Consider the following 14416-nt stretch of genomic DNA (forward strand, 5'->3'; position numbering starts at 1 on the left):
AGTGTGAACACGCCCTAGCCAAACCCCCATCAAGTTCAGGCCATACACGCGCCAGCCCTGCGGTGTTCGGTACAAGCAGTAATCTATTTCTACCGGACTACCGTTATCCCTCGCGATCGTCCGGACTACTACGTCGGTTTGAGCGGGCTCGATCCGCGATGGCGGGTAATGCAACTGTTGATCGCCGTGCAGCAGCGCTAGTGCACCTGAATACGTGTGAATTAGCAGGAGCGTGAATTGTGCGACCACCTGCCGCTGTCGTGCTGGTGTTGCGGCGTGCCAGTAACGGCCCATCGCAAACTGCGTCGTCCGCCGGATATCCGCGTATGGAAGGATGTCCCTGTTCACGATCGACATGATGGGGGCATCGCCTGGCTTGATCGCTCGAGTCCTGACTTCGTCGAGTATTTCCTGCGTCGCGGTCTCGATGAGTACCTGCGGCCGAGTCTGGTCGGCGATCTGCACGAACTTGGCGTCGCCCGATGCACAGATCGACCAGATGCTGCCACAAACAGCAAAGGATATTGCCAGTGCTGAACGAGTGACGGAGCGTCGCAAGAGTACGTTCATCGCTAACCTCCATTTCGAAAGTACCCCTGCACGCAAAGGGGCAAATGAAAACTTGCTCGAAAAGAGTCCGGACTGTTGAAAGCGAGTGCTGGGTAGCCTGCAGTCTACCGAGTTCTGCCGATTCGGGCGCCAAGAAACTCCATGAATGGTCGCCGCGGCTGCGGTTAAAGTTTCGACTGTCTACCCTTGCTGACGTCTGCGCCAGCACGAAGCAAGGGCGAAACTAATCGCGCGACCTCGCGCGTTCGATCGACATGTGGGTGGGCATCATGTTTTCATTGGCGTTGTGCATGACCCACAACGACAAGCCGACAATCACCGAAATCAGTAATGCAGTACAAACAAAGATGCCTGTATTGGCCAGCTGATCGCGCGACGCGCCGATATGGAGAAAGAAGACCAGTTGCACGACCAGCTGTGCAACGCACAGGACGACGATCGTAGCGAGGCCCAAGCCGCGCGGCACGACCTCGGTCATCACAGCGCCGAACGAAGCCAGCGTCAATGCCAGCGACAGGACCGCCCCAATCATATAGCTCTTCAGGCTGCCATGTGGCGCCACGTGAATGGTGTCGTGCGACGCATGCTGGTGGGATGACTTGCTCATACGAACTCGCGCAGATAGACAAAGGTGAACACGCAGATCCAGATGAGATCCAGGAAGTGCCAGAACAGACTCAGGCAGGCGAGCCGGCGACGCGTCACGCCGGTCAGGCCGAACTCGTAGACCTGGTGCATCATCACCGCGATCCAGAGCAGGCCACAGCTGACGTGCAAACCGTGCGTGCCGACCAGCACGAAGTACGACGACAGGAATGCGCTGACGTGCGGCCCCGCGCCGTCGCCGATCAGTTTCGTGAATTCGACCAGTTCCATGCCGACAAATCCAGCGCCGAGCGCGAAGGTTACGGCAAGCCACGCGATCACCTGCGCATGGCGGTGGGCCTGCATTCCGAGCATCGCCAGGCCGAACGTCAAGCTGCTGGCCAGCAGCAGCAAGGTTTCGCCGAGCGCGTAGCGCAATTCGAACAGGCCTTTGCCGCTCGGGCCACCCGCCGTGGCATTCGCCAGTACACCAAACGTGGCGAACAGGGTGGCGAAGATGACGCAGTCGCTCATCAGATAGATCCAGAAACCGAGCGTGGCTCTGGCCCCGTCGTCGTGCGACGTAGGGTGCCCATCGTCATGTCCGTGGGCGTGATGCCTTGCAACAGTAGTCATGATCAGGCGGCCTCTTTCAGCTGCGCGTAGCGTGCACGTTCAATCCGGGCGACCTCGTCCGCCGGCACGTAATAGTCAACGTCAAGTTCATAGCTTCGGACGATGAAGGTCGCAATCATCCCGACAAGACCGGCCGCTGCGAACAGCCACATATGCCACACCAGTGCGAAGCACAACAGCAAACTGAAGCCCGCGATGATCACACCTGCGCCCGTATTGCGCGGCATGTGAATGTCCTCGTATTTTTTCGGCTGCACGTACGCGCGGCCTGCTTCCTTGTTGTCCCAGTGCTGCTCGAGCGACGTAATTACCGGCACATGCGCGAAGTTGTAGAACGGTGCCGGCGATGCCGTCGACCATTCCAGGCTGCGGCCATTCCACGGGTCGCCGGTCAGATCGCGATTGGCATCGCGATCGCGAATGCTGACGCCGAACTGAATCAGCATCGAGGCAATGCCTGCTGCGATAAACACCGCACCGATCAGCGCGACGACCAGCCACTTATGCCACTCCGGTACCGCGTAGTGGTTTATGCGTCGCGTCATGCCTTCGAAGCCGAGGATATAGAGCGGGGTGAAGGCGAGCCAGTAGCCGATCAGCCAGCACCAGAACGAAACCTTGCCCCAAAACTCGTTCAGCGTGAAGCCGAACACCTTGGGGAACCAGTAGCTGATCCCCGCGAGGCAGCCAAATACCACGCCACCGATGAGCACGTTATGGAAGTGCGCCACGAGGAACAGGCTGTTGTGCAACACGAAGTCCGCGCCCGGCACCGCCAGCAGCACGCCGGTCATGCCGCCCACTGCGAACGTGACCATGAAGCCGATCGTCCACAGCGTCGACGAGTGGTAACGGATGCGCCCACGGAACATCGTGAACAGCCAGTTGAACAGCTTCACGCCGGTCGGGATCGAGATGATCGACGTCATAATGCCGAAGAACGCATTCACGTTGGCTCCCGAGCCCATCGTGAAGAAGTGGTGCAGCCACACGAAGAACGACAGAATGCCAATCGATGCGGTCGCGTATACCATTGATTTATAGCCGAACAGCGGCTTGCCGGCAAACGTCGCGATGATTTCGGAGAATGCGCCAAAGCACGGCAGGATCAGGATATACACCTCGGGATGGCCCCATACCCAGATGAGGTTGATGTACATCATCGCGTTGCCGCCCAACTCGTTGGTAAAGATGTGCATGCCGAGATAGCGGTCAGCGGCAAGCAATGCGAGCGTCGCCGTCAACACCGGGAACACGGCAACGATCAGGATGTTGGTAATGAGCGCGGTCCAGACGAACACCGGCATCTTCATCAGGTTCAGGCCCGGCGCGCGCATGCGCAGGATCGTCGCGATGAAGTTGATACCGGTCAACGTGGTGCCGAGTCCCGATATCTGCAGTGACCAGATGTAGTAGTCGACCCCCACGGTTGGGCTATATCCGAGCTCCGAAAGTGGCGGATACGCGACCCATCCCGTCGCGGCAAAATCGCCGACGAACAGCGACAGCATCACAAGCACCGCGCCGACCGCCGAAAGCCAGAAGCTCAGCGAATTGACGAACGGAAAAGCGACGTCGCGTGCGCCGATCTGCAGCGGTACCACCACGTTCATCAACCCGATGATCAAAGGCGTCGCGACGAAGAAGATCATGACCACGCCGTGCGCGGTAAAAATCTGATCATAGTGGTGCGGCGGCAAATATCCGGCCGCGTCGTTGTATGCGATAGCCTGCTGAGTCCGCATCATGATCGCGTCGGCAAAGCCGCGCAGCAGCATCACGATCGCGAGCACGATGTACATCACGCCGATGCGCTTGTGGTCGACCGAGGTGAACCACTCGCGCCACAGATAAGTCCATTTGCCCGCGTAGGTCACGGCCGCGAGCAGCGCCGCGCCGAGCACGACGACGACCGCCAGCGTGCCCATGATGATGGGCTCGTGATACGGGATAGCGTCGAGGTTAAGTTTTCCGAGCATGGCGACTACTCCACAGCCTGATGGGCAGGTGATTGGGTTCCAGGACGTTTAATTGAAAGTGCGGTCCTGGCCTCCCCGCACATCGGGTTGCCGGCCGCACCGGGCATGTACTGATCAACGACGTCGTCGAACAGACCGGGGGGAACGCGTGCATAGACCGTCACCGGATCCTTCTGGCTAGGCTTTTCCAGTGCCTGATAGGTGACCCTGTCGAGCGACAGTGGCGACTGCTTCGCGTTGGCGATCCATGCGTCGAAATCCGCGCGACTCGTCGCGATCGTATTGAAGTGCATGTCCGAGAAGCCTGGGCCGCTGAACGCCGACGACCTCCCCTCATAGACGCCAGGACTGTTGGCGATCAGGTTCAACTGCGTGCGCATGCCGGCCATAGCGTAGATCTGGCTGCCGAGTTTCGGAATAAAGAACGAGTTCATCAGCGATTCAGCAGTTATGTCGAACGAGACAGGTGTGTCGACCGGAATCGCAAGCTGATTGACCGTAGCCACGCCGTAGTCTGGATAGATGAACAGCCATTTCCAGTTCAGCGCAACCACCTCGACGCGGACCGGTTTGGTCTGCGACTCGATCGGTTGCGATGGGTCGAGGCTGTGCGTGGACCGCCAGATCACGAGACCCAGGATCGCCACGATGACGCAAGGGACCGCCCAGACGACGACTTCAATTGCATTGGATTCGGCCCATTCTGGCGCGTAGGTCGCGCTTTCATTCGACGCCCGATAGCGCCACGCGAAGTACAAGGTCAACAGGATGACCGGGATGACTATGAGCAGCATCAGGCCAAGGGCAAGCAGGACCAGGTGTTTCTCCTGCGCACCAATGTCGCCCTTGGGATCGAACAATGCCATGCTGCATCCGCCGAGCAGGCCGGATGCGCCAAGTGCCAAAACACGGCCTGCGGCAACGGCAAACCGTTTGATGGTCTGAGATTGAAGGCGCGCACCTGGATCATCAGAGGGAATTTTTCTGCACAAGCCTGGACTCCGCATGTCATGTACCTTCGTTGCAGTGTGTTTTCGAGTCGCTTTCGAACGACAGGATCGCCTGTTTCGATATGAATGTGAAATAGATTAAATTGAAGCATTGATCATTTAACTTGATCGCGCGCAATAATGGATCTTCGCGATCTACGCTATTTCGTTGCCGTTGCAGAAGAAGAGCATTTCGGACGCGCGGCCAAACGCCTCCACATCGTGCAGCCTGCGTTGAGCTTCCAGATTCGTTCGCTGGAGGAGGAACTCGGCGGGCCGCTTTTCCAGCGCACGAGCAGGCGCGTGGTGCTGACTGAGGCTGGCGGCTTTTTGCATCGCTGATGCGCAGCGTCTGCTCGCGCAAGCGGACCGGGTGCGTTCGGATGTCCAGCATTCGATGAGGGGCGAAATCGGCAGCATGCGAATCAGCTTTGTCGGAGCCACCGTCTCGGAGCATCGCTCAACGGCGAATTGGACGTCCCCTAGGGCCCGAACGTTTTCCTGCCTGGTGATTCGCGATTGCACGTAGAGCGTGTGGGGCGCTGCCCGCTCGTCCTCGCGCTGGCAGACGAACGTCCGTTCGCTTCGAAAGGGAGCATCTTGGCGCGAGACCTGCAGGCCGAGCGGATCATTCTCCCCGCGACCGGGAAACACGAGGGGGGATCCATGGCGCTGGTGCGCGCGATCCTCGGTGACGATGTTCGCGTCATCGAAAGCGCATTAAGCACGAACGCACTCTTCGCCTTAACAGGGCACCACGCGTCGTTTACCCGGCCGGGCGAGCCAGTCAGGCTACGAGGAATTTTCCAAGCAAGCGGCGTAGTTCGTTGAGTTCCGACTCAGTGAACTCCTTGACTTGCGCGCTCAATATTGCGGGAGCTATCTCCGGAATTCGAGCGACAACCTCTTCTCCCTTCTTTGTCAGGACCAGATTCACTATGCGCCGGTCGTCCGTATTTCGGCTACGTATCAGCAAACCGCCTGTTTCGAGCCTGTCTAGAACGCGCGTCATCGCGCTTGTGTCCATATCGAGCCGCCGGGCCAGTTCGAACGGGGTGTCGGCCACGCCGCGGCCGAGTAAGTGGAGAATGCCCATTTGCCGGCTGGTGACACCCAAGCCCCGCAGCGCAGTGTCAATCTGCGACAGTAGACGGTTGCGCACCCGGTCGATTGCGAAGTACACGCTTTCGGTCGGATTGAAGGTTTCCTTTGTGTAATGCTTCACCGCGCTTTCCCCCACCCACGAACGCACCATCCGTGATGTACACCACGGCTACGGCTCCTCGCCTTCCCGATGCGGACCTGTCCATGCTGCAACAGGTCGGACTGGAAATCTCCCAGTTCCCGTACAAGGAGCGTGCGTGCGCGCCAGGGTCTTCGGCCACGCCGGGTGGACGATCGGTGATGACCGACAGACGCGGATGATCGGTACCGGATGTCCCTCGTACCAATGCGCTGAGCCGCTCTGCAACGTCCGGGAACCTGTTTCTCACGATGGCGAACACGCTTCAAGTTCGCGATAGGCGCGTTCAAGCTGGAAATTTCGAAGGTGTCCGTTTCATCCCAGTCTGAGGCAATTTCAACGCGAATTGTGACTTTCATTTCCACCTCCGGCGAGCGTGACTGGCGAAATCCCAGGCGCCCTGCGCTGGAACCCCAAGGTCTTTAACGCCCCCCTCATGACCTCACATCCGTCAAGCGTTGTCAGCGCACGCTCGTCCGCCTCCAACATCGACGGCACCTCTTCGCGAAGCAGGTCAATGAACGTCCGGATCTTTGCGTCGAGGAAACGCCGCGACGAATACAACGCATAGACGTTCACGGACTGCGCCTCATATTCCCTAAGAATCCGCACCAGTGCACCCGAGCGTAAACCGCGCAGCGCAACGCCAGCCGGCAGGATGGCGATGCCAAGTCCTTTCACTACCGCCGGCTCCAACGCTTCCATGGCGTTGACCGTCAACCGAGCCGAACCGATATTCACCTCGAACGTCTCGCCTGCGCCTCTGAATACCCATTTATCAAACGGAAAGACGGGCGTGGCTAACTGAAGGCACTGATGCTTGCGCAAGTCTTCAGGCGCTCCTGGTACGCCGTAGCGCGCCAGGTACCGTGGGGATGCGCATAGCACGCCGGCGATACTCCCGAGCTTTAGACTCACCAACCCCGAGCTCGTCAATTCAGGCGCGAGAACGATCGATGCATCATAGCCTTCCTGGAGCATGTCGGGCATTGTTCCAGTCATCGCGACCTCCACTCTGAGCGAGGAAAAGCGCTCCTGATACTGCAGTATTGCCGGCACCACCAACTGATGGCCGAAGCTCGAAAGCGCGTGCACACGCAACCGTCCGGTTGGATACGCCGTCGTCGATCGCGCTTCGGCTTCCGCGTCGTCGAGGCTCGAAAGAATGCCCTGGCATCGATCCAGGTAGCGCTCGCGCGCCTCCGTCAGGGCGATCTGCCTCGTCGTCCGGTTTAACAGCCGGCTGCCCAGATGTGTTTCGAGTTGGGCGACAGCGCGTGAAACGGCGGGCACGCTCAAGTTGAGCCTCCTGGCCGCCGAGCCAAAGCCTCCGTCGCTCGCGACTTTCACAAAGATGCGCATGCATTGAAGAGTTTCCATTTATCGTCCCTCACAACGGAGAAGCTACGTCGAATCTTTTCTGGTCCAATCACCGCTCTATTTCCCGACGGTTGACGCCATGCGTGCCGGCGTCATGCGCTCCCCTGTCAACGCTTGATTCCCCGCGGTCGCGGCCCATGAATTTGTACTCGCAAGCGCGCATAGCATCAGGACGCAGCACGCCGAGAGGCTTCGCCGAATCTGCTTCATCTTCAACGTCAGATCCTCTTGCGCCGCTGGCGCGGCGGCGCCCGGGACGAAAGATACGACGTGACCGTCGCCCACGAACACATCCATCACCGTGCGGAGCCCTTAATCCCCGACAGGATCTGCGAAACAATCAGCCGCGCGACGGCTCTACTTACAGCCAGCGGCGGTTCGCGCAAACTTCTCAAGATCAACCCCATCACGGTCGAGTGAATAAACGTTGCAGCCAGATACGGGTCAAGCTCAGCACTCAACTGGTTGCGAGCGATGGCTGCCCTCAGGGCGCGCGCCATCTGATGCTCGGCGCCGCGCCAGCTGGCATGCAAGCGACTCCAGAGCCACTCGGTTTCAGTGGACATCTCGCAGCGCATCAACATGATCAAGTAAAAGCGCCGCGAGGGACCTGCCGATAGCACCGTGGCGAGAAGCCCGGCCAGCCTTCTTTCAAGTTGTCCGAGGGGATCGCGCTCCCCCTCGGACCATGACATGACAAACGGGTCGTCCGCTAGCGAAGCATGCTCGAACAAGGTTTCGAGCAAAGCCATCTTGTCCTTGAAGTGCCAGTAGACTGCGCCACGCGTGACGCCCGCCAGATCGGCAATTTCAGAGAGAGAGGCGCGCGACACACCACGCTCGACAAAGACTTGCTCCGCAGCCCTCAATATTTGCGCTCGCGTTCCGAGCGCCTCCACTTTCTTGCGCTTCATTGCCGACCGTCATCAGGAATCGGCTACCGTATCGGCGCTCTCGGCATGACGCAGCTTGCGCGTGACTTCATCGAGCTTGTCGCCAAGCAGGCGCCGTACCGCCACGTAGAATGCCGGAATCAGCAAGAGACCCAAGAACGTGGCAAACAGCATGCCACCGATCACGCCCGTGCCGATCTCATGACGCGACGCGGCACCCGCCCCGCTGGACAGCACCAGCGGCAATACACCGACGATGAAAGCCATCGATGTCATCAGAATGGGCCTGAAACGCTGCTTCGCCGCGTTCGTTACCGCCTCGAAAAGCGTCATACCCCGCGCCTGGCCATCGACGGCGAACTCGATGATTAGAATCGCGTTCTTTGCTGCAAGCCCGATCACCGTGACCATGCCGATCTTGAAGTAGATATCGTTGGGCACCTTGAACAGATGGCAGAACACCGACATTCCCAACAGGCCCAGCGGCACGGTCAACAGCACCGCAACGGGGATAGACCAGCTCTCGTAAAGCGCCGCGAGACAAAGGAACACCACCACAATCGACAACGCCATCAACGCCATCGCCGAATTTCCCGCGAGGAGCTCCTGGTAGGACTGGCCGGTCCAATCCGAGGCAAAACCTGCCGGCAGCGACTTGTCGACAATGTTGTCAAGAATCTGCATCGCCTGGCCGGTGGAGTACCCTGGCGCCGGCATGCCCACGATCTCGACCGCCGAATAGCCGTTGTAGCGCGGAAGTGCCTGCGGGCCGAGATCCCACTTTGCCTTCACTACACTCGAGAGCGGCACCATGTTGTACGGACTGATAGCGCTGTTGCGCACCGATGGATTGACAGGGCTCAACGCACCGCTCACGCCGGCGGCGGCGCCGCTGGAACCAGACGACGTGCCCGTCACGCCGCTCGGGGTGTAGATGTGCCCCAGGGCGTCTAGCCCCATCCGGAACGGCGAATCGGCCTGGAGGAACACGCGCTTCACACGTCCGCCGTAGGTGAATTCATTCACGTAGACGGGCGCGAGGTCCATTTGAATACTGTTATAGACATCAGGCAACGACAGACCCATCGATTGCGCCTGAACGCGGTCCACGGCCAGCTGAAGCTGTGGCGCCTCCGGCAACGAATTTGGCCGAACGCCGAAGAGCCTCGGATCCTGGCTCGCTACCGACAGCAATTTGCCTTGCGCCTGCGCGAGCTCGGCCCTTGATTGGCCATTGCGCGCTTGCAGGTACATATCGACGCCGGCAAACTGGCTCATTCCGCGTATGGTGGGCAGGTTGGTAACGAAGATCCTCGCGCCGTCGATGCCGTGCAGTATCTTGTTGGCCTGCGGGATCAACTGCATCGCGCTTTGCGAACGTTTGCTCCAATCGGTGAGCTTGATGAATGCCATGCCGACGTTTTCGCTTTGACCGACGAAGCTGAATCCTTCGACTGCCAGGACGCCGTCGATGTCCTTGCCGATCGGGCTCTTCTTGAGCCTTCCGTCGATTTCGTCCATGACCTCCTGTGTACGCGGCAGCGTCGCGCCAGAAGGCAGATTGACAATCGCCAGCATGAAACCTTGGTCCTCATCGGGAACGAACGCCGTCGGCAGGTGCGTGTAAAGAACGCCGGCCAGCGCGGAAAGTGCAACGAACAGAATCATCCAGCGCGGCGTGCGTCGGACAATCCGGCCGACGCTGGCCACATACAAGTTACCGAACCGGTCGAACCCCCGGTTGAACCATTGAAAGACGAAGTTCGAGGTTGCATGATGCGAAGGTTTGAGGATCGCAGCACAAAGCGACGGCGTGAAGGACAACGCGAGGAATGCAGAGAACACCATCGATACGGCGATTGTCAGCGCGAACTGCGAATAGATCATGCCGGTAGCACCCGGCTGCATCGCGGACGGTACGAACACCGCAGCCAGCACCACCGTGATCGCGACGATCGCCCCCGAGATCTGGCCCATGGCCTTACGCGTGGCCGCTCTGGCACTGAGACCTTCCTCACGCATGAGGTGCTCGACGTTCTCGATCACGACGATCGCGTCGTCCACCACGATGCCGATGGCGAGAACCATCCCGAACAGGTCGAGCTGGTTCAGCGAGAAGTGCAGCAGCGACAGACCGATAAACGTGCCGAGCAACGCAACCGGAATGACGAGAGTCGGAATGATGGTGGCCCGGACGTTCTGCAGAAAGAGCAGCATCACGAAGAACACGACGATGATCGCCTCGACGAGCGTATGCACGACGTCGGTGATCGAGGCCGTGATAAACGGCGTCGTATCGTACGGAACGGTCCATGTGACACCGGGAGGGAAGTCGCGAGCCAGTGTCGCCATTTCGGCCTTGACGGCCTTGGCCACGTCGAGCGCATTCGCACCTGGCAGCAGGTAGACGCCCATGTCGCCCGCAGCTTTGCCGTTGTAGGCGGCGGAGGTGCCGTAGCTTTGCGCGCCGAAGCTGACGCGCGCGACGTCGCTCAGCCGAACAACGCTGCCATCGTTGTTCGTCCGCAGGATGATGTCGCGAAACTGCTGCAGCGAGGAAAACAGCTTGTCGCCCGATACCGTTGCCGTGAAGACCTGGCCATTGACGGCGGGATCTGCTCCCAGCGAACCGGTTGCGAACTCGGCGTTTTGAGCCTGGACGGCGCTCATCACCTGCGAAGTCGAAAGACCGTAGCCTTGCAGCTTGTCGGGATTGACCCAGATCCGCAAAGCGTATTCCGAGCCCAGCATGAAAGTATTGCCCACGCCGTTGATACGGCCAATGACGGGCTGTATCTGCGAGGCAATGATGTCGCTGAGGCGCGCCGTATCGACGGCAGGATTGCTCGATTGCAAGCTGACGAAAAGAAGAATGTCGGCGCTCGCCTTCGCTACGACGATGCCCTCCTGCGTCACCTCGGGCGGCAGCAGCGGCTGCGCGAGCGCCACCTTGTTCTGCACCTGCACCTGTGCGATGTCCGGGTTGGTTCCAGGCGCGAAGCTCAACGTGATGGTGGCTGTCCCGTTGCCATTGGAGGTCGAGCTGAAGTACAGCAGGTTGTCAATGCCGGTCAGTTGCTGCTCGATCACCTGCGTGACCGTCGATTCCATCGTCGAGGCGTTGGCGCCCGGATAGGTTGCCGTCACGGTCACCTGGGGTGGAGCAATGTCCGGATAAGAATCAACTCCGAGATGCTGCAGAGAAATCGCACCGAACAGGCAGATGAGAATTGGGATCACCCAGGCAAAGACTGGACGATCGATAAAGAAACGTGACATGAAGCCTCCCTACTAACTGCGGCCGGCACGATGGCCGCCCGATGACTGAACCGGGCGGCTCTGCGATAACCTGGTGTCCTTGTCGGTACCCCGCCACGGCGTGGCTTTGGCGAGCATCCCCTCGCGCACGCTCTGCACACCTGTGACGATCACGCGATCGCCGGCCGCCAGCCCACCCGTGACAATCCAGTCGCTACCGTGGCTATCGTTGGTATCGACATCCTTGCGGACCACCTTGCCATCGGCGCCCACCACCATCGCGTAGGAACCGACGGTGTCGCGCTGTATCGCTTGCTGGGGAACCAGATACACATCGTTACGCTGGCCGAGGTCAACATCGAGCGATACATACATGCCCGGCAGCAGTTGATGCTGCGGGTTGGGTATCTGCGCGCGCAGGCTGACCGCACCCGTGGTCGCGTTCACGGATACATCGGTGAAGTCCAGCGTGCCTTGCTGATCGTATGGCGTGCCGTTGGGCAGGATGACCTGAACGGTGGTCTTGTTTTGCGCGGCGAGCGCGACATCACCTTTGCTTTGGGCCTGCTTCAGCGTGATCAGATCGGCGGCGCTGATCGTGAAGTTCACGTAGAGCGGACCGATCTGTTCCACCGTGGCGAGCAATGTGCCGCCAGAACCAGCATCGGTCGTGCCGTTGCCAACTACCGCACCGGCGGTGACCTGTTGCTGTCCGGCAATGCCGGTAATGGGCGACGTCACCTTCGTATAACCGAGATTCACGCGCGCGCCTTCGACGGCGGCCTCGTCGGCCTTGACCTTGGCCGCAGCACTGCGTTGCGCCGCGTCGGCATCGTCCACCGTCTGTTGCGAGACGGAGCCGATCGGCAACAGCTTGTGATAACGGTCGGCAGTGACGCGATCGTTCACGTAGGTCGCCTGGTCTTGGGCGAGCGTGGCGAGATCGGTGTTGAGCACCGTCTGGTAATAGGCGGGATCGATCTCGAACAGCGTCTGCCCTGCCTTGACCTCACTGCCCTCCGTATAGAGGCGCTTCACCAGCACGCCCGAAACCCGCGCTGTGACATTAGCGCTGTAATAGGCAGACAAGCGTCCGACGAAGCTGCGGGTCAGCGGTACGTTGCTGGGTTCGGCTTCCATGACGCCGACCTGCGCCGCAGGTGGCGCCGGCGGCGGATCGTTCTTGCCGCAGCCGAAAAGTGCCAGAAGGCCGATGGAGATAATGGATGAGCGAAGAAGTAGTGACATTATTGAAACCGTGCGAGCAAGAACGGGGAAAGGGAACAGCGCTCAAACCTGCCGAGCATGCTGTCAGCGGCTGCTTCTGGACGAAGCCACGACGTCGGCAGGAGACTCGTTTGCTTCGTCCCATCGCCATCCTCCACCCAGGTTTTTGATCAGCGTCACGCTGCTCAGCGCTAGCGACGCCTGCGTGTCCGCGAGGTTCTGTTGAGCCAGCAGCAACGTGAGTTGCTGACTCAAGAGATTTTGTCTGCTTGCGGTCCCGAACTGGAACTGCGCCTGCTCGCTCTCGAAGAGTCGCTTGTTGCGCTGATAGATATCCGCGAACGCACGTTCCTGTTGTGCAAGATGGTTCCAGGAGGACAGGCTGTCCTCTACACTTTCGAATGCGGACAGCACCGCCTGGCGATACGCTGCCACCGCCTCGTCGTACGTCGCGCGAGCTTCGTGCATGGCCGCCGTTCGGGCGCCTCCGTCAAAAATCGTCCCCGCCAGTTCGGGGCCGAGCGTCCAGAAGCGGTTTGGCACAGAGAAGAGATTGGCGAGCGAGCTATGCTGGAATCCGCCTTGTGCCGACAGTGTCAGGGTCGGGAAGAACGCCGCCTGGGCCACGCCGATCTTCGCGTTGGCCGATGCCGCCGTGCGCTCGGCGCTCACGACGTCATAACGCCGTTCGAGCAATTGCGAAGGCAATGAAAGTGGAACGGCTGGGGCGACGAACGCATAGTGCGGGTCGGGCGCAATCGAAAAATTGCCGGGCGGCACGCCGATCAAGACCGCGATGGCATGCTCATACTGTTCGCGTGACGTTTGCGTCGACTGAAGATCGGCGATGACAAGCTCGAGCGTGTCCTGCGCGGCCAGCACGCTGTCGCTCGACGACTCGCCTTGTGCGTAACTCGCCCTCACCATATCCAGAATGCCGGCATCGATCCGCTTTTGTTGCTCGAGCAGATCGATATCGACATCCGCCCGGCGCAGTCCGAAGTAATCGGCCGCAACGCTTGCGGCAACCGACAGACGCTGCCCGGCCAATTGCGCGTCGCTAGCCTGCGCACTCGCCTTGCTCGATTCGATCTCGCGGCGGATTTGCCCCCATAGGTCGAGCTCCCAGCTGGCGGCGGCGTCCGCAGTGACGGTGTTGTGCACACCGGAATTCAAAGCGCCGCCATTTGCCGCGACTGCGCCGGCACCCGCTCCCGCACGCGAACCCGAGATACCGGCCGAGATCGTCGGAAAGAGGCCCGCGGTATTGGCGGCCACCGTGGCTTGCGCCAGCCGGTACGCCGCTTCCGCTTGCGCGACCGATTGATTGGCCTTGAGCGCCTCTTGCACAAGGTGCGTCAGCGTATCGTCGTGGTAGTCGAGCCACCACTTGCCAGGGAGGGTCGCTTTGGGATCGACTTGTGCCCGCTGCCACTCGACGCCCTCCTTGAAGCTTGTAGGGATATCGATCGTCGGCTTGCGGTAGTCCGGCCCCACCGCGCAACCCGCGGTCATCAGCGCCGCGGCAACCGCGCAACCGCAAAGCACGACACGCCGGAAAGCGCGCCTGCGGCGTCGCGGAGCGCCATCGCGCAAGCTGCATGGAACATTCATGGTTAACCTGCTCGTAAAGGTCGCCCGAAAGGCGAGTTGGCG

At 60.1% G+C, this 14416-nt stretch carries 11 protein-coding genes and 1 pseudogene; 1 reads left to right on the forward strand and 11 read right to left on the reverse strand.

The genetic code is table 11. The features are described 5' to 3' along the window. Window positions 1-15: 15 nt before the first annotated feature. The 5 genes and pseudogenes from HV744_RS14050 to cyoA form a co-directional block, all read right to left on the reverse strand. A pseudogene (locus HV744_RS14050) lies at window positions 16-570 on the reverse strand (MlaC/ttg2D family ABC transporter substrate-binding protein); the annotation flags it as partial. 223 nt (window positions 571-793) lie between these two features. Further along, a complete protein-coding gene (gene cyoD, locus HV744_RS14055; protein WP_175150088.1) occupies window positions 794-1177 on the reverse strand; it encodes a cytochrome o ubiquinol oxidase subunit IV in 384 nt (127 codons plus the stop codon). After that, entirely contained in the window at window positions 1174-1791 is a 618-nt protein-coding gene (gene cyoC / locus HV744_RS14060) for a cytochrome o ubiquinol oxidase subunit III (protein WP_175150089.1), read from the reverse strand. The genes cyoD and cyoC overlap by 4 nt, the downstream gene beginning before the upstream one ends. A 2-nt stretch (window positions 1792-1793) precedes the next feature. Then, entirely contained in the window at window positions 1794-3770 is a 1977-nt protein-coding gene (gene cyoB / locus HV744_RS14065; RefSeq protein ID WP_175150090.1) for a cytochrome o ubiquinol oxidase subunit I, read from the reverse strand. Window positions 3771-3775: 5 nt separating this feature from the next. After that, window positions 3776-4708 carry a ubiquinol oxidase subunit II gene (gene cyoA, locus HV744_RS14070; RefSeq protein WP_281363644.1) on the reverse strand — a complete coding sequence of 311 codons (933 nt, stop codon included), beginning with the start codon at window positions 4706-4708 and terminating at the stop codon, window positions 3776-3778. Window positions 4709-4900: 192 nt separating this feature from the next. Between cyoA and HV744_RS36775 the strand changes: the two genes are divergently transcribed. Continuing rightward, the gene (locus HV744_RS36775; RefSeq protein WP_217469122.1) at window positions 4901-5101 is read left to right on the forward strand and encodes a LysR family transcriptional regulator; all 201 of its coding nucleotides are present in this window, start codon (window positions 4901-4903) and stop codon (window positions 5099-5101) included. A gap of 445 nt (window positions 5102-5546) precedes the next feature. Here HV744_RS36775 and HV744_RS14080 read toward each other — a convergent pair whose 3' ends face one another. The 6 genes from HV744_RS14080 to HV744_RS14105 form a co-directional block, all read right to left on the reverse strand. Further along, the gene (locus HV744_RS14080) at window positions 5547-5984 is read right to left on the reverse strand and encodes a MarR family winged helix-turn-helix transcriptional regulator (protein WP_175150092.1); all 438 of its coding nucleotides are present in this window, start codon (window positions 5982-5984) and stop codon (window positions 5547-5549) included. Window positions 5985-6338: 354 nt separating this feature from the next. Beyond that, complete coding sequence (locus HV744_RS14085) at window positions 6339-7382, reverse strand: LysR family transcriptional regulator (protein WP_175150093.1); 1044 nt, start codon at window positions 7380-7382, stop codon at window positions 6339-6341. Between the two features lie 296 nt (window positions 7383-7678). Beyond that, the gene (locus tag HV744_RS14090) at window positions 7679-8296 is read right to left on the reverse strand and encodes a TetR family transcriptional regulator (RefSeq protein WP_175150094.1); all 618 of its coding nucleotides are present in this window, start codon (window positions 8294-8296) and stop codon (window positions 7679-7681) included. A 12-nt stretch (window positions 8297-8308) separates the two neighbouring features. Then, complete coding sequence (locus HV744_RS14095) at window positions 8309-11554, reverse strand: efflux RND transporter permease subunit (protein ID WP_175150095.1); 3246 nt, start codon at window positions 11552-11554, stop codon at window positions 8309-8311. A 12-nt stretch (window positions 11555-11566) separates the two neighbouring features. Beyond that, window positions 11567-12781: an efflux RND transporter periplasmic adaptor subunit gene (locus HV744_RS14100; RefSeq protein ID WP_175150096.1), complete on the reverse strand. Its 1215-nt coding sequence runs from the start codon at window positions 12779-12781 to the stop codon at window positions 11567-11569. 63 nt (window positions 12782-12844) lie between these two features. Next, window positions 12845-14374 (reverse strand): efflux transporter outer membrane subunit, encoded by a 1530-nt coding sequence (locus tag HV744_RS14105; protein WP_175150097.1) that lies wholly within the window; start codon window positions 14372-14374, stop codon window positions 12845-12847. Window positions 14375-14416: the final 42 nt, after the last annotated feature.

Origin of the sequence: Paraburkholderia ultramafica, assembly GCF_902859915.1 — a bacterium.
Lineage (GTDB): Bacteria > Pseudomonadota > Gammaproteobacteria > Burkholderiales > Burkholderiaceae > Paraburkholderia > Paraburkholderia ultramafica.